The organism is Paenarthrobacter sp. YJN-D (assembly GCF_015040335.1).
Classification (GTDB): Bacteria; Actinomycetota; Actinomycetes; order Actinomycetales; family Micrococcaceae; genus Arthrobacter; species Arthrobacter nicotinovorans.
The window spans coordinates 1,907,712-1,929,657 of the sequence record NZ_CP053549.1 but is presented as its reverse complement, the minus strand read 5'-3'; the positions used below and the strand labels follow the sequence as shown (position 1 = coordinate 1,929,657).

General features: G+C 63.5%; 18 protein-coding genes. 3 read left to right on the top strand and 15 right to left on the bottom strand.

Going from position 1 to position 21,946, the window contains the following annotated elements; translation table 11 throughout:
* Positions 1-13: 13 nt before the first annotated feature.
* Positions 14-1,030 (top strand): LacI family DNA-binding transcriptional regulator, encoded by a 1,017-nt coding sequence (locus tag HMI60_RS09130; protein ID WP_064723883.1) that lies wholly within the window; start codon positions 14-16, stop codon positions 1,028-1,030.
* A gap of 69 nt (positions 1,031-1,099) precedes the next feature.
* Here HMI60_RS09130 and HMI60_RS09125 read toward each other — a convergent pair whose 3' ends face one another.
* The 3 genes from HMI60_RS09125 to HMI60_RS09115 all read right to left on the bottom strand — a co-directional run bounded on the left by HMI60_RS09125 (position 1,100) and on the right by HMI60_RS09115 (position 4,151).
* Positions 1,100-2,026 (bottom strand): ATP-binding cassette domain-containing protein, encoded by a 927-nt coding sequence (locus HMI60_RS09125; RefSeq protein WP_018779627.1) that lies wholly within the window; start codon positions 2,024-2,026, stop codon positions 1,100-1,102.
* Positions 2,027-2,038: 12 nt separating this feature from the next.
* Positions 2,039-3,091, bottom strand: a complete 1,053-nt coding sequence (locus tag HMI60_RS09120; RefSeq protein WP_018779626.1) for an ABC transporter permease — start codon at positions 3,089-3,091, stop codon at positions 2,039-2,041.
* A 64-nt stretch (positions 3,092-3,155) separates the two neighbouring features.
* Positions 3,156-4,151, bottom strand: a complete 996-nt coding sequence (locus tag HMI60_RS09115) for a substrate-binding domain-containing protein (protein ID WP_018779625.1) — start codon at positions 4,149-4,151, stop codon at positions 3,156-3,158.
* 319 nt (positions 4,152-4,470) lie between these two features.
* Here HMI60_RS09115 and HMI60_RS09110 point away from each other — a divergent pair, with 319 nt between their 5' ends.
* Both HMI60_RS09110 and iolB read left to right on the top strand, forming a co-directional pair.
* The gene (locus HMI60_RS09110; protein ID WP_018779623.1) at positions 4,471-5,211 is read left to right on the top strand and encodes a GntR family transcriptional regulator; all 741 of its coding nucleotides are present in this window, start codon (positions 4,471-4,473) and stop codon (positions 5,209-5,211) included.
* Between the two features lie 18 nt (positions 5,212-5,229).
* Positions 5,230-6,123, top strand: coding sequence for a 5-deoxy-glucuronate isomerase (iolB, locus tag HMI60_RS09105; RefSeq protein WP_193591001.1), 894 nt, complete (start codon positions 5,230-5,232; stop codon positions 6,121-6,123).
* Positions 6,124-6,195: 72 nt separating this feature from the next.
* Here iolB and HMI60_RS09100 read toward each other — a convergent pair whose 3' ends face one another.
* The 12 genes from HMI60_RS09100 to pcrA form a co-directional block, all read right to left on the bottom strand.
* The gene (locus tag HMI60_RS09100; protein ID WP_193591000.1) at positions 6,196-7,068 is read right to left on the bottom strand and encodes a sugar phosphate isomerase/epimerase family protein; all 873 of its coding nucleotides are present in this window, start codon (positions 7,066-7,068) and stop codon (positions 6,196-6,198) included.
* A 10-nt stretch (positions 7,069-7,078) separates the two neighbouring features.
* Positions 7,079-8,092, bottom strand: coding sequence for a Gfo/Idh/MocA family protein (locus HMI60_RS09095; RefSeq protein ID WP_110505761.1), 1,014 nt, complete (start codon positions 8,090-8,092; stop codon positions 7,079-7,081).
* Positions 8,093-8,151: 59 nt separating this feature from the next.
* Entirely contained in the window at positions 8,152-9,069 is a 918-nt protein-coding gene (locus tag HMI60_RS09090; protein WP_039240059.1) for a sugar phosphate isomerase/epimerase, read from the bottom strand.
* Between the two features lie 28 nt (positions 9,070-9,097).
* Positions 9,098-10,609 carry a CoA-acylating methylmalonate-semialdehyde dehydrogenase gene (locus tag HMI60_RS09085; protein WP_039240057.1) on the bottom strand — a complete coding sequence of 504 codons (1,512 nt, stop codon included), beginning with the start codon at positions 10,607-10,609 and terminating at the stop codon, positions 9,098-9,100.
* Between the two features lie 41 nt (positions 10,610-10,650).
* Positions 10,651-12,597, bottom strand: coding sequence for a 3D-(3,5/4)-trihydroxycyclohexane-1,2-dione acylhydrolase (decyclizing) (gene iolD / locus HMI60_RS09080; RefSeq protein WP_193590999.1), 1,947 nt, complete (start codon positions 12,595-12,597; stop codon positions 10,651-10,653).
* Positions 12,598-12,604: 7 nt separating this feature from the next.
* Entirely contained in the window at positions 12,605-13,567 is a 963-nt protein-coding gene (locus tag HMI60_RS09075) for a deoxyribose-phosphate aldolase (protein WP_018779616.1), read from the bottom strand.
* Positions 13,564-14,586 carry a 5-dehydro-2-deoxygluconokinase gene (iolC, locus tag HMI60_RS09070; protein ID WP_193590998.1) on the bottom strand — a complete coding sequence of 341 codons (1,023 nt, stop codon included), beginning with the start codon at positions 14,584-14,586 and terminating at the stop codon, positions 13,564-13,566. The genes HMI60_RS09075 and iolC overlap by 4 nt, the downstream gene beginning before the upstream one ends.
* A 162-nt stretch (positions 14,587-14,748) precedes the next feature.
* Positions 14,749-15,153: a tautomerase family protein gene (locus HMI60_RS09065; RefSeq protein ID WP_193590997.1), complete on the bottom strand. Its 405-nt coding sequence runs from the start codon at positions 15,151-15,153 to the stop codon at positions 14,749-14,751.
* A 1,119-nt stretch (positions 15,154-16,272) separates the two neighbouring features.
* On the bottom strand, positions 16,273-17,187 hold the full coding sequence (gene sucD / locus HMI60_RS09060) for a succinate--CoA ligase subunit alpha (RefSeq protein WP_193590996.1): 915 nt from the start codon (positions 17,185-17,187) through the stop codon (positions 16,273-16,275).
* A 12-nt stretch (positions 17,188-17,199) separates the two neighbouring features.
* Complete coding sequence (gene sucC / locus HMI60_RS09055) at positions 17,200-18,369, bottom strand: ADP-forming succinate--CoA ligase subunit beta (RefSeq protein ID WP_039240049.1); 1,170 nt, start codon at positions 18,367-18,369, stop codon at positions 17,200-17,202.
* A 264-nt stretch (positions 18,370-18,633) separates the two neighbouring features.
* On the bottom strand, positions 18,634-19,323 hold the full coding sequence (locus tag HMI60_RS09050) for a hypothetical protein (protein WP_055973477.1): 690 nt from the start codon (positions 19,321-19,323) through the stop codon (positions 18,634-18,636).
* 23 nt (positions 19,324-19,346) lie between these two features.
* Entirely contained in the window at positions 19,347-21,881 is a 2,535-nt protein-coding gene (gene pcrA / locus HMI60_RS09045) for a DNA helicase PcrA (protein WP_193590995.1), read from the bottom strand.
* Between the last annotated feature and the right edge of the window lie 65 nt (positions 21,882-21,946).

Here is a 21,946-nt window from a genome sequence, read left to right as displayed (position 1 = left end):
ATCCAGGAATCCCGTGACAAGCCCCGGAACACAGAACAGTCCCCTGGCCCGTCGGCCAACGCTCTACGACGTCGCTACCCAGGCGGGAGTCTCGCCGTCGTTGGTTTCCTTGTTCCTCAAGGATCCCGCACGCATCAGCGAAAAGCGCCGGGGCGCTGTGCAGAAGGCCATCTCGGAGCTCGGCTACCGGCCCAGCCGGGCCGCCACCACCCTGGCGAGCAGCAAGACCAAGAGCATCGGCCTGGTCATCGACGACTACCGGAACCTTTGGTTCGTGGATCTTCTCCGCGGCATGGAGTCCGTCCTTTCCGATCTCGGCTACCAAGTGATGCTCGCGGACTCCAGGCCAGGCGAGAACCGCATCAAGGAAGCCACCGACGGCCTGCTTGCCATGCATGTTGACGCCCTGGCACTCGCGGCCGAGCCCAGCGAAGCCATGTTGTCCGGAACCTGGGTTCCCACCGTGGTGGCAGGCTGGCGCAAAGGCATCCCGGAAGGCGCGGACCTGATCACCAACGACGACGACACCGGCGGCCGCCTGGCCGCCAACCATCTGCTGGAACTGGGTCACGTCCGCATCGGTCACCTCTCAGGTTCCGACGGCGCCTCCGCACACCGGCGGGCCGGCTTCCTGCGCGCTGTGGAGACTGCCGGCGTCGGGCCTGTCGTCAGTGAGTCCGTCGGCACGTCGGAGGAAGACGGCTACGCTGCGACCGTGTGGCTCCTGGAGCACCACCCGGACACCACCGCAGTCTTCGCAGCCAACGACACCATGGCGCTGGGCGCCTTCGCCGCCCTCAAGGCCCGTGGCTTGTCCGTGCCGGATGATGTATCGGTGATTGGCTACGACAACTCCCCCTTGGCGAAGTCGCGCTACTTGGACCTGACCTCCATCGACAACCGGAGCGATCTGGTCGGAGTGGACACCGCCCGCAGACTGCTCGCACGGATCGAGGACCCCGCGCTCCTCCCCGAGCGGAAGCTTATTGAACCCGCCCTGGTACTGCGCGGCACAACGTCCATGCGCTGAGGCCCTGCTGCTGAAATAACTCTGCCCGGAACCGTTGCAGGCTCCGGGCAGAATTCCATGAAGGGCTGCCTAGTGGCGCTTGGGGGCGGCCTCCGTCGTGGCCTCGGCGACATCCGCTACCTCGGCTTTGACTTCCTCGAGCGCCGCGGAGTGTCCGCCAAGCTGCTCCAGCTCATGGGCCAGCTCAGCCAACTCCGCGCCACCAGCCATCTGGGCTGTCAGTTCATCCAGGGTGATGTCCTTCTTGTCGTAGTAGCCGATCGACTTGCCGCGCTTGAGCAGCAGGAACCGGTCACCGACGGGGAAGGCGTGGTGCGGGTTGTGGGTAATGAAGATGACGCCCAGGCCCCGGTCGCGCGCCTGCAGGATGTAGCGAAGTACGACGCCGGATTGCTTGACTCCCAGCGCTGCTGTCGGTTCGTCCAGGATCAGGACCTTGGCGCCGAAGTACACCGCACGGGCAATTGCCACACACTGGCGCTCACCACCGGAAAGCTGGCCGATGGGCTGCTCGACGTCGCGCAGGTCGATGCCCATGTCGGCGAGTTCCTTCCTGGTGATGTCCTTCATCTTCTGGACATCCATGCTCTTGAACGGACCGAAACCGCTGGTGAGTTCGGAGCCGAGGAAGAAGTTCCGCCAGATGGGCATCAGCGGGACCACGGCGAGGTCCTGGTAGACGGTGGCGATGCCGGCGTCGAGGGCGTCACGGGGTGAGTTGAACTTCCGCTCGTCACCCATCACCTGAAGTGTGCCCTCGTCGTGCTGGTGCAAACCAGCGATGATCTTGATCAGCGTGGACTTGCCGGCGCCGTTGTCGCCCAGGACGCAGGTGACGCGGCCGTTGTCCACGGCCATGGTGACATCGCGCAGGGCGATGATGTTGCCGTAGTGCTTGCCTATGCCATCGAGTGAGAGCAGGTGCACCGGTGTGTGCGTCAAAGGGTCCTTCTCGTCTTTCAGCAGGGTTTGCTGGTCAATCTGTTGTGCGTTCATGGTTCCGGCCCCTTACTTCAGCTCTGCCCGGCGTTTGACGATGAGGTTGACGATGGTTGCCAGCAGGAGCATCAAGCCAAGGAAGAACTTGAACCAGTCCGGATTCCATTGTGCGTACACGATGCCCTTATTGGCCATGCCAAAGATGAAGGCACCGATGGCGCCGCCCACTGCTGAGCCGTAGCCGCCGGTGAGGAGGCAGCCACCAATGACTGCGGCGATGATGTAGAGGAACTCGTTGCCGACACCTTCACCGGACTGCACGGCGTCGAAGGCGAAGAGGTTGTGCATGCCCAAGATCCAGCCGCAGAAACCCACAGCCATGAACAGGCCGATCTTGGTCTTGGTCACCGGGACACCTACGGCCCGGGCAGCATTGGCGTCGCCGCCCACTGCGAAGATCCAGTTGCCGACCTTCGTGCGCAGGAGTACCCAGGATGCGATCAGGACAAGGACGATCCAGAAGAAGACGGTGATCTTCACTTCCACTCCGCCAATGCTGACGGAGGACGCAAAAACCGCACGTGCTGATTCGAAGCCGTCAAGCTTGGAGATGGACGGGGAGGAAACACTGCCGCCGATCAGGCGGGTCAGCGCCAGGTTGAGGCCGGTGAGCATCAGGAACGTGGCCAGGGTGACGATGAAGCTTGGCAGCTTGGTCTTGACCAGTATCCAGCCGTTGATGAATCCGATGCCCAGCGAGACCACCAGGGCCAAGCCCACACCAACCCAGGCGTTCAACGAGAAGTTCCAGCTGAACAGCGAGGCGGTCAGCGCTGACGAGATCACGGCCACGCCGGTGGAAAGGTCGAACTCGCCACCGATCATCAGCAGCGACACGCCCACGGCCATGATGCCGATGGTCGAAGAACCGTAAAGGACGGTGGCGAGGGCGTTCGGTTGGGTGAACGTCTGCGACACCGAGGCGAAGAAGATAAAGAGGACCACGGCACCAACGAGGGCACCAACCTCGGGCCTGGCGAGGAATTTCTGGAAGGGGTTGCGGCGGCCGACCCGTTCATCACCAGGCGATGTCGCCGGCGGCAGGGTTGCTGTGTTTGCCATGGGAGTGACTCCTTGTTGTCCAGGCTGCGCGGCGGTTGCCCGCCGCGCAGCCTGATGCCGGGATCTAGCGGACGCCCTGCTGGGCGAATTTGAGGACGTCGGAAGCGTTGGACTTGTCCACGATGGTTGGTCCGGTCAGGACCGGCTGGCCGCCACCGATCTTGAAGCCGCCGCGCTTTGCCTGCCACAGGGAATCTACGGACATGTAGCCCTGAAGCCACGGCTGCTGGTCAACAGTGAAAATGACTGCTCCGTCAACGATCTTCTGGGCGAGGTCGGCGTTGAGGTCGAAGCTGGCCACCTTGGACGAGCTTCCAGCGTCGGTAACAGACTTGAGCAGGGTCAGCGTGATCGGGGCACCGAGCCCGATGATCACATCCGCGTCCTTGGCCGCCTGGAGTTTGGCAGTGGCCGTGGACTGGACGGCTGTCATGTCCTTGCCGTCAACATAGAGGATCTCCGTTGCGGGAACCTTGGCCTTGACGCCGGCGCAACGGGCTTCCAAACCTACGTGGCCCTGCTGCTGGATGACGCAGACGGGGTGCTTGTAACCTTCGGCTGCGAGCCTGGTACCGACGGCCTCGCCGGCCAGTTGCTCGTTGGAACCGAAGTGGGTGAAGGCGCCGAGCTGGGCCGAGACGGATTCGCCGGCATTGAGGCTGACCACCGGGATACCCGCATCGGTGGCCTTCTTCAGTACATCCTTCAGGGCGTCCGGGGTCGCCAGCGTTACGGCGATGCCGTCCACCTTCTGGTCAATGGCCTGCTGGACCAGCTGCGCCTGGCGGCCGGCTTCGGGGTCGCTGGTGTACAGCAACTCAACATTGTCCTTCGCCGATGCTTCCTCCGCACCCTTGCGGACGATGTCCCAGAAGGTGTCACCGGCAGCGGCGTGCGTAATCAGGGCAACTTTGATGCGATCAGTGCCGGCCACCTGGCCGGCGGCTGCTCCCCCACCGGAATCTGCCGGCTTGCCACCCTGGCTCGAACAAGCGCTCAGTGCCACCAAGGGAACCACTGCAGCGACGACCGCCGCTTTGCGCCATGAGAATTTTGCCACCGTTATCTCCTTTGATTTCAGGTTGAGGGGTCCGAAGACTCGTATCCGGATCTCCCCACTACACCGATCATGGTGACTCGCCTCACACTTTGTCAATAGTTTGTCCTGACATTAGGATGTTTTTACTTGACCTCCTCGTGTAGACGACAAAGAACGTCCCGCGTGGGGCGATGACCTTGACGGCCATAACCCGGCTGCTATCATCAAAAAAGGCAGTATGTCCTATCAAGAGAACATGAGCGGACATACGCTTCCATCCGGCAGAGGAGCCACATCCTGCTTCCCTGGCCGGTCTTCAGCAGGCGTCTAGGAGAATCCAGTGGCGAACCAACTCAGTCTCAGCATCGATCGTTCGTCTCCAGTGCCCCTCTACCACCAAGTGGTCCAGGGCATCGAGGCCGCGATCCACAGCGGCATCCTGGAACCCGGGAGCCGCTTGGACAACGAGATCGACCTCGCGGCACAACTCAACCTGTCCCGGCCCACCATGCGCAAGGCAATGGATGAGCTCGTCCGCGCCGGTCTCCTGGTTCGCAAACGCGGGGTGGGAACACAGGTGGTAGCCAGCCAGGTCCGCCGGCCGCTGGAACTCTCCAGCCTCTACGACGACCTCAGCAACAACGGCAAGAAGCCCACCACCGAAGTCCTGAGCTTCTCCCACGTCGAAGCCGACGCGCTCACGCTCACAGCCCTCCAATTGCCCGCCGGCTCCAAGGTCTACCACTTCACGCGCTTGCGCAAAGTGGGCGGCAAGCCGCTGGCGCTCATGGAGAACTGGGTCCGCGATGACATCACCAGCATGGATGAAGCCCAGCTTTCCAAGGAGGGCCTTTACGCCATCCTCCGCCGTGGTGGCGTCAACTTCAGGCTCGCTTCGCAGCGCATCGGCGCCATGATTGCCAACGACTACCAGGCTCCCCTGCTCGAAGCAGAGGTGGGTTCAGCCCTGGTCACCATGGAACGCACTGCCGTGGACGACACCGGCCGCATGGTGGAAACCGGTCACCACGTCTACCGTGCCGACTCCTACAGCTTTGAAATGACACTCGTACAGCGCTAAAGCAAGGACTGATTACATATGGCCAACTGGGTCTACCCGCTGGGGACAGCCAATGACGGCAAGTGGGACATCTCCCTGGGCACGTCAGATTCCAACCTCGCAGTCGACACTTGGGCCCACACGGGACTGAAGGTGGCGACGCTCGCCGCCGGGGCCGCCGTCGAACTTCCCGCAGCCGCGGAAGAACGCATAGTGGTGCCGCTGAGCGGCTCGTTCACCGTAACGGTCGACGACGGCGAGTACGTCCTCGCCGGGCGGCAGTCCGTTTTCCACGGGCCCAGCGACGTCCTGTACACGGGTATCGACAAGGCAGTCACCATCAGTTCGAACGACGGCGGCAGGGTCGCCATTGCGACCGCCCCGGCCAAGGCCGCGTACCCGACCCGGCTGATCACCGCAGCCGAGACCCCCGTGGAACTTCGCGGTGCCGGTAACTGCTCGCGGCAGGTCCACAACTTCGGTACGCCCGCCGCACTGGAAGCGGACCGTTTCATCGTCTGCGAAGTCATCACCCCGGCCGGCAACTGGTCGTCGTACCCTCCCCACAAGCACGATGAGGAGAAGGACGGCGAGACCAGCCTTGAAGAGATCTACTACTTCGAGACCCGGGTAGCTGCCGGTTCGCCCGCGCCTGAAGATGCCGACGCGTTCGGCCACGCGCGCGTGTACGCCTCCGACGAGCGCCCCATCGATGTCTCAGCCGAGGTCCGCACTGGCGACGTAGTGCTGGTGCCGTATGGCTGGCACGGACCTGCCATGGCGGCGCCGGGCTACGACCTGTACTACCTCAATGTCATGGCCGGTCCTGGCCGCGTGCGCGACTGGCTCATCAGCGACGACCCCCACCACGGCTGGATCCGCCAGACCTGGGAAGGCCAGGACATCGATCCCAGGCTCCCGTTCACGGCCTAACCGGCTGAGTTTTTGTACGGCTAATGCCCCCAAGACCGCGTCTTGGGGGCATTAGCTGTACGAAAACTCGCGTTACTTGGCCTGGGCGATGTAGTCGTTCATCGTCTTGAGCTGGTAGCGGGACACGTCTTCCGCGTTCTCATCCTCGGCGAAGACCGAAGAAACCATCACGGTGTTCGCCTTGTCCAGGAAGCCGATTTCTTTCAGCCCGCCAAAGAACCCGTCCCAGTTGACGTCCCCGTCGCCGATCTTCAGGTGCTGGTGGACGCGTACGGCGTTGCCGGGCGGGTTGGTGATGTAGCGCAGGCCGTGGGACGCGTGATGGTTCATGGTGTCCGAGACGTGGACCAGCCGCAGCTTGTCCCCGGCCGCCCGCATGATCTCCAAGGGTTGGTTCCCCATGTGGAACGTGTGCGAAGCGACATAGACCATGCCGATATTCGGCGAGTTGACGCCGCGGATCACGCGCAGGGCAGCAAGCCCGTCTTCAACGAAGTCGTCCGGGTGCGGGTCAATCAGCACGTCCAGATCTTCGCGTTCGATGATTGGCAGGAGCTCTTCCATGGAGCGGTAGAACGCCCGCTCCGACTCTTCGGCCTTCTCGGGGCGGCCGCTGAACTCCGTGTTCATGGTCTGCACCCCAAGGTCCACGGCAATCTGGATGGCGCGCTTCCAGTAGCGGACCGCGGCTTCCCGCGCATCCTCGTCCGGACCGGACCAGCGCAGGACCGGCAGGACCGAGGCGATCTCGACGCCGGCGTCCTTGCACGCTGCTTTCAGCTTCCCCACCAGCTCGTCGTCTGCCTTGGGGTGGTTGAAGAACGGGATGAGGTCCGCGTGCGGGGTCATCTGCAGGTATTTGTAGCCCAGGTCCGCGGCCACACGCGGGAACTCCAGCAGGCTGTGACTGTGGTGGAACGGTGTGGGATCCAGTGCGATCTTCATGCTCAATCCCCTACTTGTACAGGTCCGGCTTGGTGTTCAGCTGGACTTTGACCTTCTCGCCGGACTTCTGGGCCTCGACGCCTGCCTCGCAGCAAGCCGCGGTGGCGTAACCGTCCCAAGCGGTGGGCCCGCCGATTTCGCCACGAAGGGCGGCGTCCACCCAAGCCTGCACCTCGACGTCGTACGCCGCTCCGAAACGCTCCTCAAAGCCCGGGGTGACGTTGCCGCCCCACTTGCCCGCGGACTGGATGTAGGGGCCGGAGTCCCCGCCGATGCTCACAATGCCGTCCTCGAAGGAAGCCTGCGTAGCCACCTGGTAGCCGAACTTGGCGTTGACATAGATTTCGACGTCGGCCAGCACACCTGATTCGGTCTCCAGCAACACGTGCTGGGGATCGTGCTGGCCGTTCGGGGCGTTACGCGTCGCCTTGCCCAGGCGGACCTGCACGGAGGTGATTTCCTCACCGGTGAAGTAGCGGATCGCGTCGAATTCGTGGACCACGGAGTCGTTGATCAGCATCTCGTTGGTGAAGCCCTCGGGCGTTGTCGGGTTGCGGTGCTGGTGGTGCAGCATCAACAGCTCCCCCAATTCGCTGTTGCGGATGACCGAACCGAGCGCCGCATACTCGGCGTCGAAGCGGCGCATGAAGCCCACCTGGATCCGCTTGTGGCCGAGCGCCTGCTCGGCCTGAACAACCTTCCAGGCGCTTTCAGCGTCAGGGGTCAGCGGCTTCTCGCAAAGAATCGGGAAGTCTTTTTCGAGCGCCTTGTAGAGGATTTCCTCGTGGAGGAATCCCGGGGTGGCAATGAGGACGGCGTTCACGTCACCGTTGTTGAGGGCCTCGTCGGCGCTGGCCAGCGCCACGGCGCCGTCGATGCCTTCAATGGCGGCTTGCGCGCGGGCGAGGTCGACGTCGACGACGGCGGCAACTTCAGCGCCGTGGATGCGGGTGCTGAGGCGCTTGATGTGGTCCGCACCCATGCGGCCCGCACCGATGACGGCAACGCGGAGAGTCTTGGTCACTGTTCTTATCCTTCGTGAGGTTCTTGTGGGGTGCTGTTGGCAGGCGTTACTGGACTGCGTTACTCAACGCGGGTACGGGATCCGCAGGAAAGCAGATAGTTGCGGGTCCGCTTGGCGATGGGCATCGGTACATCGAATGCCACCGGGTACATGTCCTGCTCGACGATGCCGAAAATGGGGCGGTTGAGCGCCTCCACGGCGTCGATGACGGCGCGCAGGTCCGGGAGTCCGTTCGGCGGCTCGGTCATCACGCCGGCAATGTTGGCAGCTGCCCACGTCATGTTCTTCTCGTTGACCTCGGCAAGGACCTCGGGGTTGATCTGCTTGAGGTGCAGGTAGCCGATGCGGTCCGGATAGTTTTTGATGAGTTCCAGGCTGGAAGCGCCGCAGTATTCCGCGTGGCCCGTGTCCAGGCAAAGGTTCAAGTACCGCGGATCCGTCGCCGCCAGCAGGGTTTCGATGTCCTGCTGCGCACCGACGTGCGAATCGGCGTGCGAGTGGAACTGCTGGTGCAGCCCGAAGTCCTCCAGCAGGACCTTGCCCATGCGGTTGTGGCCTGCGAAGAGGTCCGCCCACTGCTCATCCGTCAAGTTACCGTTTTCCACGGCCTCGCCTGTGACATCGTCCCGCCACATCGCGGGGATGACCACCACGTGTTCACCGCCCATGGCTGCCGTCAGTTCGGCAACCTTGCGCGCCGGTTCCCACGCCTCGTCGTACTGCTTGGCCCCGCGGTGGAAAGCCGTGAAGACCGTTCCCGCAGTGACCTTGAGGTCGCGCTGCTTGAGCTCTTCAGCCAAGCGTGCGGGGTCGTTCGGCAGGTAGCCGTACGGGCCCAGTTCGATCCACTTGTAGCCGGACTCCGCAACCTCGTCCAGGAAGCGTTCCCAGGGGGTCTGTTGGGGATCATCCGCGAACCATACGCCCCAGGAGTCGGGGGCGGTGCCGATGATCAGCTTGTTCTCAACATCAGTCATGACAGCGTTGTCCTTCTTCGGGAAGCTGCTAGTTGGAGGGGAAGTTGTACGAGGCGCCGGAGGCGTGGGTGGGCTCGGGCCAGCGTGAGGTGATGACCTTGCCCCGGGTGTAGAAGGAGACGCCTTCGGGGCCGTAGATGTGCTTGTCTCCGAAGAGGGAGTTCTTCCAACCACCGAAGGAGTGGTAGGCCACCGGCACGGGCAGGGGTACGTTGATGCCGACCATGCCCACGGTCACGGAGCGCTGGAACTTCCGGGCGTTCGCGCCGGAGGAGGTGAAGATCGCGGTGCCGTTGCCGTACGGGTTGGAGTTGATCAGGGCGATGCCTTCCTCAAGGTCGGCCACGCGGACCACCACCAGGACGGGTCCGAAGATTTCCTCGGTGTAGGCGGTCATTTCGGTCTTGACGTGGTCGATCACGGTGGGGCCCACCCAGAAGCCGTCTTCGTGGCCGGGGACCACCAGGTCACGGCCATCCACCACCATTGCCGCGCCGGCCGTTTCGGCTTCGGTGACGATCTTGACGATGCGTTCCTTGGAAGCCGGGGTGATGACCGGGCCCATTTCAGCGTCGGGTTCGGTGCCGTTCTTGACCTTCACGGCCAGGGCGCGTTCTTCGACCTTCTTCACGATCAGGTCGGCGGCGTCACCGACGGCCACAGCGACGGAGATGGCCATGCAGCGCTCCCCCGCTGAGCCGAAAGCGGCAGCGGCGAGGTGGTCTGCGGCGTTGTCGAGGTCGGCGTCGGGCATTACGATGGCGTGGTTCTTCGCCCCGCCCAGGGCCTGGACGCGCTTGCCGTGCTTGGTGGCGGTCTCGTGGACGTACTGGGCGATCGGGGTGGAGCCGACGAAGGAGATGCCGTCCACGTCCGGGTGGGTCAGCAGGCCCTCAACGGTTTCCTTGCCACCATGCAGGACCTGGAACACTCCGTCCGGCAGTCCGGCCTGCTTCCACAGCTTGGCCAGCAGCATCGAGGCGGACGGATCGCGCTCGGAGGGCTTGAGGATGAACGCGTTGCCGGTGGCGATGGCCATCGGAGCCATCCACAACGGAACCATGACCGGGAAGTTGAACGGCGTGATACCGGCTACCACGCCCAGCGGCTCACGGAACGAGAAAACATCGATGCCCGTGGAGACCTGGTCAGAGTAGTCACCCTTGAGCAACTGCGGAATGCCACAAGCGAACTCGATGACCTCCAGGCCACGGCCGATCTCGCCCTTGGCGTCAGAGAGGACCTTGCCGTGCTCGGCGGTGATCAGCTCAGCGAGTTCGTCCACGTGGGCGGCCACGAGCTCACGGAACTTGAACAGCACGGCGGTGCGCTTGGCCAGGGAAATGTCACCCCAGGACTCCGCGGCCTTCTTCGCGGCGGCAACCGCTGTGTTCAGGTCAGCCTCGTTGGCCAGGCGCAGTTCAGCCGTAACCTGGCCGGTGGCCGGGTTGTACACCGGCTGGGTGCGGTCGCCCTCACCGGTGGTTTCAGCGCCGTTGATGAAGTGGTGAATGGTGGTCAGTGTGGTCGTCGTCGACATGTGCGGACTTCCTTTGGTCTGTAGCGTGACGTGTGCGGGAATCAGCCGAGCAGTTTGCGCTGGCGGTTCTTGTGGTCGGTGTATGTCTTGTAGGCCTGCTGGGTGGACTCCAGGTCCGAGACCTGCGAGACGGGGACGTCCCACCAGGATTCGGAGGACGGCGCATCCAGCAGCGGATCGGATTCGACGTGGATCACGATCGGGCCGGTCTCCGGGGCTGCCTTGGCTTCCTTGATGGCGGCGCCCAGGGACTCAATGACGTTCTCTCCAGGCTCGATCCGGATGACCTTCGCGCCCAGGGATTCGGCGTTGGTGGCGAGGTCGATGGGCAGGTGTTCACCGGCGTCGAAACTGTGCTGTTCTTTGTCCAGGACGCGGTACTGCGTACCGAAGCGCTGCGAGCCGAGGGACTCGGACAGCGAACCGATGGAGGCGTAGCCGTGGTTCTGGATCAGGACCACGATCAGCTTGATGCGTTCGGCGACGGCGGTGACCAGTTCGGTATGCATCATCAGGTAGGAGCCGTCCCCCACCATGACCACCACATCCCTGTCCGGACCACCGGCGGCGGCTTCGGCCAGCGCTGCGCGCTTCACGCCCAGCCCGCCGGGGATTTCGTAGCCCATGCAGGAGTACGCGTATTCCACGTGGTAGCCGAACGGGTCGCGGACACGCCACATCTTGTGCAGGTCACCCGGCAGCGAACCGGCGGCACAGATGACAACGTCGTGGTCATCCATGGCCTTGTTGGTGGCACCGATGATCTCGTTCTGGGCCGGCAGCGGTGTGTAACGGGTCTCGAAAGCCTCGTCCACGATCGCGTTCCAGCGCTTCTTTTCCGCAGCGACCTTCTGTTCGAGGTCAGCACCGACGCGGTACCCGCCCAGGGCCTCGTTCAGCTTCACCAATGCCTTGCGGGCGTCAGCGACGATCGGGAGCGTTGTCCCGTGCTTGTAAGCGTCGATTGGGGCCACGTTGATGTTCACGAACTTCACGTCCGGGTTTTGGAACGCCGTGCGGGACGCGGTGGTGAAGTCCTCGTAGCGCGTGCCGATCCCGATGATGAGGTCCGCTTCGGCGGCGATGGCGTTGGCCGCCGTCGTGCCGGTTGAACCGATGGCACCGAGGGAGAACTTGTGGTCCCACGGCAGGACGCCCACGCCGGCCTGGGTGTTGCCTACCGGAATGCCGGTCAGTTCAGCGAACTTGGCGAGTTCATCGTTGGCGTAGGCGTAGAGGACTCCACCCCCGGCGATGATCAGCGGGCGCTTGGCCGCGCGGATGGCCTCCACGGCGCGGCGGATGTCGTCATCCTCGGCCTCGGGGCGGCGGATCCGCCATTCACGTTCGGCCAGGAACTCTTCCGGGACGTCGAAGGCCTCCGCCTGGACATCCTGCGGCAGCGAAATGGTGACGGCACCAGTCTCCGCCGGGTCGGTCAGGACACGCAGCCCGTGGTGGAACGCGGAGAACAACTGTTCCGGACGCGAAACCCGGTCGAAGAATTTGGACAACGGACGGAAGGCATCGTTGACCGTGATGTCGTAAGCGTACGGGAGCTCCAACTGCTGCAGCACAGGGTCCGCCGCGCGGGTTGCGAAGGTGTCACTCGGCAGCAGCAGAACGGGAAGGCGGTTGGTGGTGGCCAAGGCGGCACCTGTCAGCAGGTTCGAGGAACCCGGGCCGATGGAGGTGCTGATCGCGAACGTCTGGCGGCGGCGCGTGTGCCGTGCGTAACCTACCGCCTGATGGGCCTGGGCCTGCTCGTTGCGGCCCTGGTAGTACGGCATGATGGTGGGGTCCGCGGCCTGGTACTGCTTCAAGGCCTGTCCCACACCAGCAACATTGCCGTGTCCGAAGATGCCGAACGTGCCCGGAATCAGGCGCTCACGATACTCCACTCCGTTAATGGAATCCACGGTGTACTGCTTGGAAAGGAACTCGACCACGGCCTGCGCCACGGTCATCCGACGGGTTGCTGTTCCCATGGGTCTTCTACTCCGATACTTTCACTGGAATACGGGCATCAGCGCCATTCTTCGCCGCGACGGCGGGCACGGACGCAGTGTTGTTCAGCAGCGAGGCGGCCGTTGCTACGGCACCTGCGACGTCGCCGTCGTGCGGGTACAGCAGGGTGCGCCCGACCGTCAGGCCACGCACGCCCGGAAGTGCCAATGCCGCTTGCCAGCTGGCGAACACCTCGTCCTGGGTACCGTCCGGGTCGCCGCCCAAGAGTACGGTCGGCAGGGTGGTGGAGGCCATGACGCGTTCCATTTCGGCCACCACCGGCAGCTTCATCCAGGTGTAGGCACTGGTAGAACCGAGGCCCTCGGCAATTCCCACGGACTTGATCACAGCATCCGCGCGGAGGTCGTTGCGGACTTTGCCGTGGGCGTCACGCACGGACAGGAACGGCTCCACCATGGCGATCAGCTTGCGTGCTGCCAGGGAATCAATGGCTTTGGCAGTGGCTTCGAGGGTGGCCACCGTGTCCGGGTCGCCCAGGCAGATACGGGTCAGCATCTTGCCGCCATCGGCGCCGAGTGCTTCAAGGGCCTCTGCCGTGTGTCCGGTGAAACGGTCGTCGAACTCGTTGACCAGACCGGCCAGGCCGCCACGGTTCATGGAACCAAAAATGAGTTTGCCATCCAACGCGCCCAGGAGCAGGAGGTCGTCCATGATGTCCGGCGAGGCGAGGATGCCGTCCACGGCGGGGTTGGCCAACGCAATCTGGAGGCGGTCCAGGAGGTCGCGGCGGTCGGCCATCGCCATGGGCTCGGAGCCGACGGCCAGGGCACCACGGGCCGGGTGGTCAGCCGCGACGATGAAGTTCTGCTTGCCGTGCTTCAGTCCAGGGTGCCTGCGGCGCGTGGCTGCCGCGCGGGCAACAGCTTCCGGGTCTTCAAGCCTGATCCGGCTCAGGTGCTCATAACGGCGGGGGTCATCGTTGAGGCTCAACGCACTGCTCCTTCTGCGAGGGTCGAGGAGGCTGCAAGTGAGGCACCGGGAATGGGCCGGCCACGTTCGGCGAGCAGCGAGGTGACCTCGTCCGGCGTCGGCATCGCATCCGCGCACGACACCCGGGAGGCGACAATCGCGCCCGAAGCGTTGGCGTAGTCGAGGACTTCCGACAGCGGCCAGCCGGACAGCAGTCCGTGACAGAAAGCGCCGCCGAAGGAGTCGCCGGCGCCCAGGCCGTTGACGGTTTCCACCGGGACTGGCGCCGAGACCACGCGTTCCGTGCGGGTCTTGGCCATCACGCCTTCAGCGCCAAGCTTCACGACGGCGATTTCGACGCCGGAGGCCAGCAAGCGGTCCGCCTGCTCATCAGGCGTTCCCTCACCCACGGCGACGGCGCATTCCTTATCGTTGCCGATCGCGACAGTGACGTGCGGGAGGATCTTGGCGACCTCGGTGCGGGCTTCTTCTTCGGACGACCAGAACATGGGGCGGTAATCCAGGTCCAAGATGGTGAACTGGCCCGGCTTCAAGCCGGTCCGGGGACGGGCCTGGTGTGCGGCGATGTGTGCGCTGCGGCTGGGCTCCTGGCACAGGCCGGTGACGGTGGACCAGAAGATTCCTGCTTCGCGGACAGCTTCCAGATCAAGCTCTTCGGCTTTGATCTGCAGGTCAGGCGCCGTGGGGAAGCGGCCGTAGAAGTACAGCGGGAACTCGTCCGTTGCGGGCTTGATCGCGCAGAACGTCACTGCCGTGGGGTATTCCGCAACCGGCGACACGAACGAATCGTCAACGTTGAACTTGTGAAGTTCGCGGTGCAGGTACTTCCCGAAGGCGTCATCGCCGGTGCGGGTGATGACACCGGTGCGGCGGCCATGGCGGGCTGCCGCAACAGCCACGTTGGAGGGCGAGCCTCCGAGGTACTTACCGAAGGACGTCACGTCCTCCAGGTCCACTCCGATGTCATTCGGGTAGATATCAACGCTGATGCGCCCGATCGTGAGTAGTTCGTGGGTCACGGTAATCGTTGACCTTTCTCTTGTGAACTCTGAACCTTTGAGCGCTGGGCCCCAATGCCTTGCCACCCCTCAGTGAGCGGGGCCACATGACTACTTTGCACCAGATTTCATGTCCTGTCAAAGGTTTGTACTGACATATTTACAACATGACACGGACAGCTTTTACTTGCTCGGAACGGCCAGTTCCCCACTGACATATTGGCTGCGCCCAAAGCCAAAGGACCAGTCCCCCGGCGAGTTCTCCATGTATCCCACGAAGACATCCTCGCCCGCCACGCCCACACCGGCCAGACCAGTCGCGATGGCCTCAAAGAGGGAGCTCTTGGCCTCCTGGCTGCGTCCACCCTGGGTGAAGATCTGGATCATGACCACACTGTCGGTGCGCTCGAAACCGAGGCCTGCGTCCTGGGCGACGATTTGACCCTGCGCATGTTCCGTAAGGATGTGGAAGTAGTCCCGCTCGGGGATTCCATACTCGGCAAGGATGGCGTCGTGGATGGCGCGGCTGAGGGCAGCCAGCTCCGCGGGCGAGCGACCTTGATTTACATCGATTCGAACAAGCGGCATTGCGATCCTCCTGGAGTAGTTTGTCCTGACATACTAACAAACAATTGCATCTGGAGTACAGCAAAAGCCCGCCCGGGACATTCCGGACGGGCCTTTGCTTGAGCGTTGCGAGGCCCACTCTGCGCCCCAAAACATGCGAATACCCCGCAAAGCGGGCCCCACAACGGGGAACCTCACGTTGCAAGGCCCACTCTGCGCCCCAAAACACGCGAATACCCCGCACAGCAGGCCCCACAACGAACGCTTAAAGTACGACGGCGGCCCGGCACCTTCCGCGGGGAAGGGACCGGGCCGCCGTCGTAAATGACACCCAAACTCCTGAGCGACACCCAACCCGATCCAGGACACCCACATACGGGCGTCACCAACGAATATGCGTGTCCCCAGCGAACATGCGCGTCACTCGTCCCCGCGCTACGCCACCCAAACACGCGAATACCCCGCACAACAGGCCCCACAACGAGGAACCTCACGTTGCGAGGCCCACTCTGCGCCCCCAAACACGCGAATACCCCGCACAGCGGGCCCCACAACGAACGCTTAAAGTACGACGGCGGCCCGGCACCTTCCGCGGGGAAGGGCACCGGGCCGCCGTCTTAAATGACACCCAAACTCCTGAGCGACACGCAACCCGACCCAGGACACCCACATCCGGGCGTCACCAACGAATATGCGCGTCGCCAGCAAACATGCGCGTCACTCGTCCCCGCGCCGCCCCCAAACACGCGAATACCCCGCACAGCAGGCCCCACAACGAACGCTTAAAGTACGACGGCGGCCCGGCACCTTCCGCGGGGAAGGGAGCCGGGCCGCCGTCGTAAATGACACCCAAACTCCTGAGCGACACCCAACCCGACCCAGGACACCCACATCCGGGCGTCACCAACGAATATGCGCGTCCCCAGCGAACATGCGCGTCACTCGTCCCCGCGCTACGCCACCCAAACACGCGAATACCCCGCACAACGGGCCCCACAACGAGGAACCTCACGTTGCGAGGCCCACTCTGCGCCCCAAAACACGCGAATACCCCGCACAGCAGGCCCCACAACGAACGCTTAAAGTACGACGGCGGCCCGGCACCTTCCATGGGAAGGCACCGGGCCGCCGTCGTTAGTCTTACTGCGGAACCTTGAGCGTTGCGTAAACTTCGCGCAGCAGCTTCGCGGTCTCGGACGGCGTCTTGCCGACCTTCACGCCTGCAGCTTCGAGGGCTTCCTTCTTGGCCTGTGCGGTACCAGCGGAACCGGAGACGATGGCGCCGGCGTGGCCCATGGTCTTGCCTTCGGGAGCGGTGAAGCCAGCCACGTAGCCAACAACAGGCTTGGTGACGTTGGCCTTGATGAAGTCGGCTGCGCGCTCTTCAGCGTCGCCACCGATTTCGCCGATCATGACGATTGCCTTGGTCTCGGGGTCAGCTTCGAACGCGGCCAGGGCGTCGATGTGCGTGGTGCCGATGATGGGGTCGCCACCGATGCCGATCGCGGTGGAGAAGCCGAGGTCACGGAGTTCGTACATCATCTGGTAGGTCAAGGTACCGGACTTGGACACGAGGCCGATGGGGCCCTTGCCCGTGATGTTCGCAGGGGTGATGCCAACCAGGGCCTCGCCCGGGGTGATGATGCCGGGGCAGTTCGGTCCGATGATGCGCGTGACCTGCTTGCCGTCGGCGTCCACCTTGGACTGGGCCAGTGCCCAGAACTCTGCGGAGTCCTGAACCGGAACACCTTCGGTGATGACAACCACGAGGCCGATGCCGGCTTCGATGGCTTCAACCACGGCGTCCTTGGTGAATGCCGGCGGAACGAAGACGATGGAGACGTCAGCGCCGGTTTCAGCCATGGCTTCCTTGACGGTGCCGAAGACAGTGATTTCCTTGTCGCCGTGCAGGACCGTGGTGCCGGCCTTGCGGGCATTGACGCCACCAACAATATTGGTGCCGGCCTTGAGCATCAGGGCGGTGTGCTTGGTGCCCTCGCCGCCGGTGATGCCCTGAACGATGACCTTGGAGTCCTTGTTGAGGTAGATAGACATTGTCGCGTCCCTTTACTTAGCTGCGTTGGCGAGCTCGGCGGCCTTGTCGGCGCCCTCGTCCATGGTGGCGGCCAGGGTTACCAGCGGGTGGTTGGCCTCGGTCAGGATGCGGCGGCCTTCCTCAACGTTGTTGCCGTCGAGGCGAACAACCAGCGGCTTGTTCGCGGAAGACCCGAGCTCGGCCAGTGCACCCACGATGCCCTTGGCAACAGCGTCACACGCAGTGATGCCGCCGAAGACGTTCACGAACACGCTCTTGACCTGGGAGTCGCCCAGGATAACGTCCAGGCCGTTGGCCATGACCTCGGCGGAAGCTCCACCACCGATGTCCAGGAAGTTGGCGGGCTTGACGTTGCCGTGGTTCTCGCCGGCGTAAGCAACGACGTCGAGGGTGGACATCACAAGACCGGCGCCGTTGCCGATGATGCCTACTTCGCCGTCCAGCTTGACGTAGTTGAGGTCCTGGGCCTTGGCCTTGGCCTCGAGCGGGTCAGCTGCGTCCTTGTCTTCCAGCGTTGCGTGGTGCACGTGGCGGAAGTCGGCGTTCTCGTCCAGGGAGACCTTGCCGTCGAGGGCAACGATGTCGCCTGCTCCGGTGCGGACCAGCGGGTTGACCTCAACCAGGGTTGCGTCTTCCTTCTTGAAGACATCCCAGAGCTTCAGAATGACGTCGGCGACCTTGCCGCGCAGTTCTTCAGCGAAGCCTGCAGCTGCGACGATCTCGTCAGCCTTGGCCTGGTCGATGCCCACAGCCGGGTCGATGGCGATCTTGGCCAGGGCCTCGGGACGCTCGACAGCAAGCTGCTCGATTTCCATGCCGCCTTCAACCGAGCACATGGCCAGGTAGTTGCGGTTGGCACGGTCCAGGAGGACCGAGAAGTAGAATTCCTCGGCGATGTCAGCACCCTGGGCGATCATCACCTTGTTGACGGTGTGGCCCTTGATGTCCATGCCCAGGATATTGGTGGCGTGCTCAAGTGCCTCGTCGGCAGACTTGGCAACCTTGACGCCGCCGGCCTTGCCGCGGCCACCAACCTTAACCTGTGCCTTGACGACTGTTACGCCGCCGATCTTCTCGGCAGCTGCCTTCGCTTCTTCAGGAGTGTGCGCCACGATGCCGGCGAGCACGGGTACACCGTGCGCTTCGAACATATCGCGCGCCTGATATTCAAACAGGTCCACGGTTTAGTGTCCTTCTACGTCGAAGTAGTTTTCTGTTCAGCCGGGAACCGCGATGACCGCGATAGCCAGCTGCGGAGAGTACGCGGTAACAACCAGGATTGAAGCCGGTCACATTGCGTAAGGTCCTCTCGGAACTTTAGCCCTTTGAGGAGTCCCGCCAGCTACACAGTACCCGTTAAGTGAGTAACCTTACACTTCTATCGTATGTAGAAAAACCGCATAATCACGCGGATTTTGGGTTCTTCCGGATCCGTGCAAAGCCCATCAGAAGCCTTCCTTCAGGCTCCCGCGGACCGTCTTGCCGCCGTCGGAAACCAACTGGTAACCCTCACGGCTGACGAAGAACGCCACGCCCCCGGAGACGTTTCCGCAGGCTACTCCCCCGTTGTAGGCAGAACACCGCAGGCCGTTGCGTTCGATGTTCTGGCCGTCGGCCAGCTCGCGAAGCTTGGAGATGGGACCGTTGCGGCTGCCCTTGGGTCCGAACTCCGACTCCATTTGTGTTACGCCGGAACGACACGAGCCGTAGACGGCCTTGTCCGGAGTGAGGAGCGCTGTTCCGCCAAGGTAGCCCAGCCCGGTGCCTGCGCAATCGTCCGCCATGTCGTCAAGCTCAGCCTTGGCGTACGCGGCAAGTTCGCAGTGCGCCACCGGCACTACCGCGAATTTGTTGTTGGCTGCGTCCGAGTAGCTGTTGGCCTCGTACGGGAGGTTGAGGTGGCCGCCCCTTGAGGAGGTCATGGCGCACACGATGTTCCGGTCCCCGGTGACGAAAGCTGTCACGTCCTCGCCCGCAGCCAGAGTGGTCTGCTCAGAGACAGGTACCTGCTGCAGTTGCTCCAGCGGCGGCAAAGGGGCAGGCGGAACGTAGTCCGGGTCCTTGGTGGCGAAGGAGCAACCCGACACCAACACCAGAAGCAAAGCGGCCAGAATCCCCCACACTGTGCGTCGCATGGCACCAATTATGCCGTGCGGCCTCATGCATCAAGCTTGGTCAGCGGCGCATAACGCAACAACAGGCGCTTCTCGCCGACGTCGAACTTCACCTTCGCGACCGTCTTGTCGCCCGCACCTTCGACGCCGAGCACCACGCCGTTGCCGAAACTCGTGTGGTTGACTTTGTCCCCCACCACTACGGAAATGACTTCCTTCTGTGGCTGCACCCTGTTGCGTGCGACGGCGGCAGGAACGTCGGCGTCGAACCCGGCGGTTGGGCTCGCGGCCACACCGCGGGAGGTACCCGCACCCCAGAACGAACCACCGTAACGGTTGGAACCGATGGGAGCACTCCCCCATCCGCCCGCCTGCCGGCTCATGCCTTCGCGCTTCCACTCCACGAGTTCGGACGGAATCTCTTCGAGGAACTGGCTGGCCGGGTTGTACTGGCTTTGGCCCCACATGCTGCGGACCTCCGAGCGCGTGACGTAGAGCCGCTGGCGTGCCCGGGTGAGCCCCACGTAGGCCAGCCGGCGCTCTTCTGCCAGTTCCTTGGGGTCCGTGGCCGAGCGTTGGTGCGGGAAAATCCCGTGCTCCATGCCGGTCAGGAAGACCACAGGGAACTCAAGGCCCTTTGCTGTGTGCAGAGTCATCAGCGTGACAACTCCCATGCGCTTGGCTTCTGCCACCGCAGCATCGATGTCCGCGCCGGGAGCGTCCGGAATCTGGTCGGCATCAGCCACCAGGGACACCTGTTCCAGGAACTCGCCCAGTGAACCCTCCGGGTTGTCCCTTTCGTACTCACGGACGACGGCTACAAGTTCGGCAAGGTTCTCTACCCGCGATTCGTCCTGCGGGTCGGAACTGGCGCGCAGTCCGGCGAGGTAGCCGGTCTGTTCCAGGACTGCCTCGAGGGCTGCAGCCGCGCCGGATCCGGAGGCGACTTCCGCGAGGTCGTCCAGGAGCTTCACGAAGCCGAGGACAGCGTTGACCGAACGCGTGGCCATGCCCGGCGCCTGGTCCGCCCGACGCGCCGCAGCCATGAAGGATGTCCGCTCGCGCTCGGCAAGGGCGGCGACGGCACCCTCGGCACGGTCGCCGATCCCTCGTTTGGGTTCGTTGAGCACGCGGCGGAGGTTGACGTCGTCGTCCGGGTTCACCAGGACGCGCAGGTACGCCAGGGCGTCCTTGATTTCCTTGCGCTCGTAGAAGCGGGTGCCGCCAACAACCTTGTACGGCAGGCCCACGCGGACCAGGACGTCTTCAATGGAGCGCGACTGTGCGTTGGTCCGGTAGAAGATGGCAACGTCTCCGGGACGCAGGCCTTCCTCGTCCTGCAGGCGGTCGATTTCCTTGGCAATGAACTGGGCTTCGTCGTGCTCGTTCTCGCCCACGTAACCGATGATCTTCTCGCCATCGCCTTCGGCCGTCCACAGCCGCTTTTCCTGGCGGTTGGGGTTGCGGGAGATGACGGAGTTTGCTGCGCTGAGGATGTTCTGCGTGGAACGGTAGTTCTGCTCCAGCTTGATGGTGCGCGCGTTCGGATAGTCGGCTTCGAACTCCACAATGTTGCGGATGTCCGCACCGCGGAAGGCGTAGATGGACTGGTCCGAATCACCCACCACGGTCAGTTCGCTGGGTTGGACCTCTGTGTCAGTGCCCAGGCCCACGATCTCCCTGACCAGAGCGTACTGTGCATGGTTGGTGTCCTGGTACTCGTCCACCAGGACGTGCCGGAAGCGCCGCCGGTAGGACTCCGCGAGCGCAGGGAAAGCCCGGAACATGTAGACGGTCTCTGCGATGAGGTCGTCGAAATCCATGGCGTTGGCCTGGCGCAGGCGTTGCGTGTAGCCCTTGAAGACATCAGCCACGGCGGTTTCGAAGGGGTCGTTGTGATTCGCCGCGGAGGAGTAGGAGTCGGCGTCGATGAGCTCGTTCTTGAGGGCCGAGATCTTGTGCTGGATGGCCTTGGGCGCGAACTTCTTGGGATCGAGGTCCAGGTTCTTGGCCACCAGGGTGATGAGGCGCAGCGAGTCGGCGGAGTCGTAGATGGAGAAGTTCGAGTTCAGGCCCACGTTGGCGGCCTCGCGCCGCAGGATACGGACACAGGAGGAGTGGAAGGTGGAGATCCACATGCCCTTGGCCCGCGCCCCCACCAACGCCTCAATGCGCTCCCGCATCTCGGCTGCTGCCTTGTTGGTGAAGGTAATGGCCAGGATTTCGCCGTGGTGTGCCCGTTTGGTGGCGATGAGGTAGGCGATGCGGTTACTGAGCACGCGCGTTTTGCCCGAACCTGCGCCTGCAACGATGAGCAGCGGACCTCCGGCGTGCTTGACTGCCTCTTCCTGCTGCGGGTTCAGCCCTTGGAGCAGGGCATCGGCAGAGGGGAGCCCGGACGTGCCCAGGTTGCCCCATCCCCCTGAGGCAGGACCGTCCGACTGGCCGCCGCCGCCCTCCTGAAGACGGGGACCCGGCGCACCACCACCTGGGCGTGATAGCTCCGGGGCAGCCTTGACTGCGGCTTTGGTGCCTGCTTTGAAGGGTCCGTCTGCGTAGGGGTCAAACAACATATCCATGGTGCCTACCAGTCTAGGCGGTGCCCCCGACACTATAGGGCGGTACGTCCACGGCCCCGGGGCCA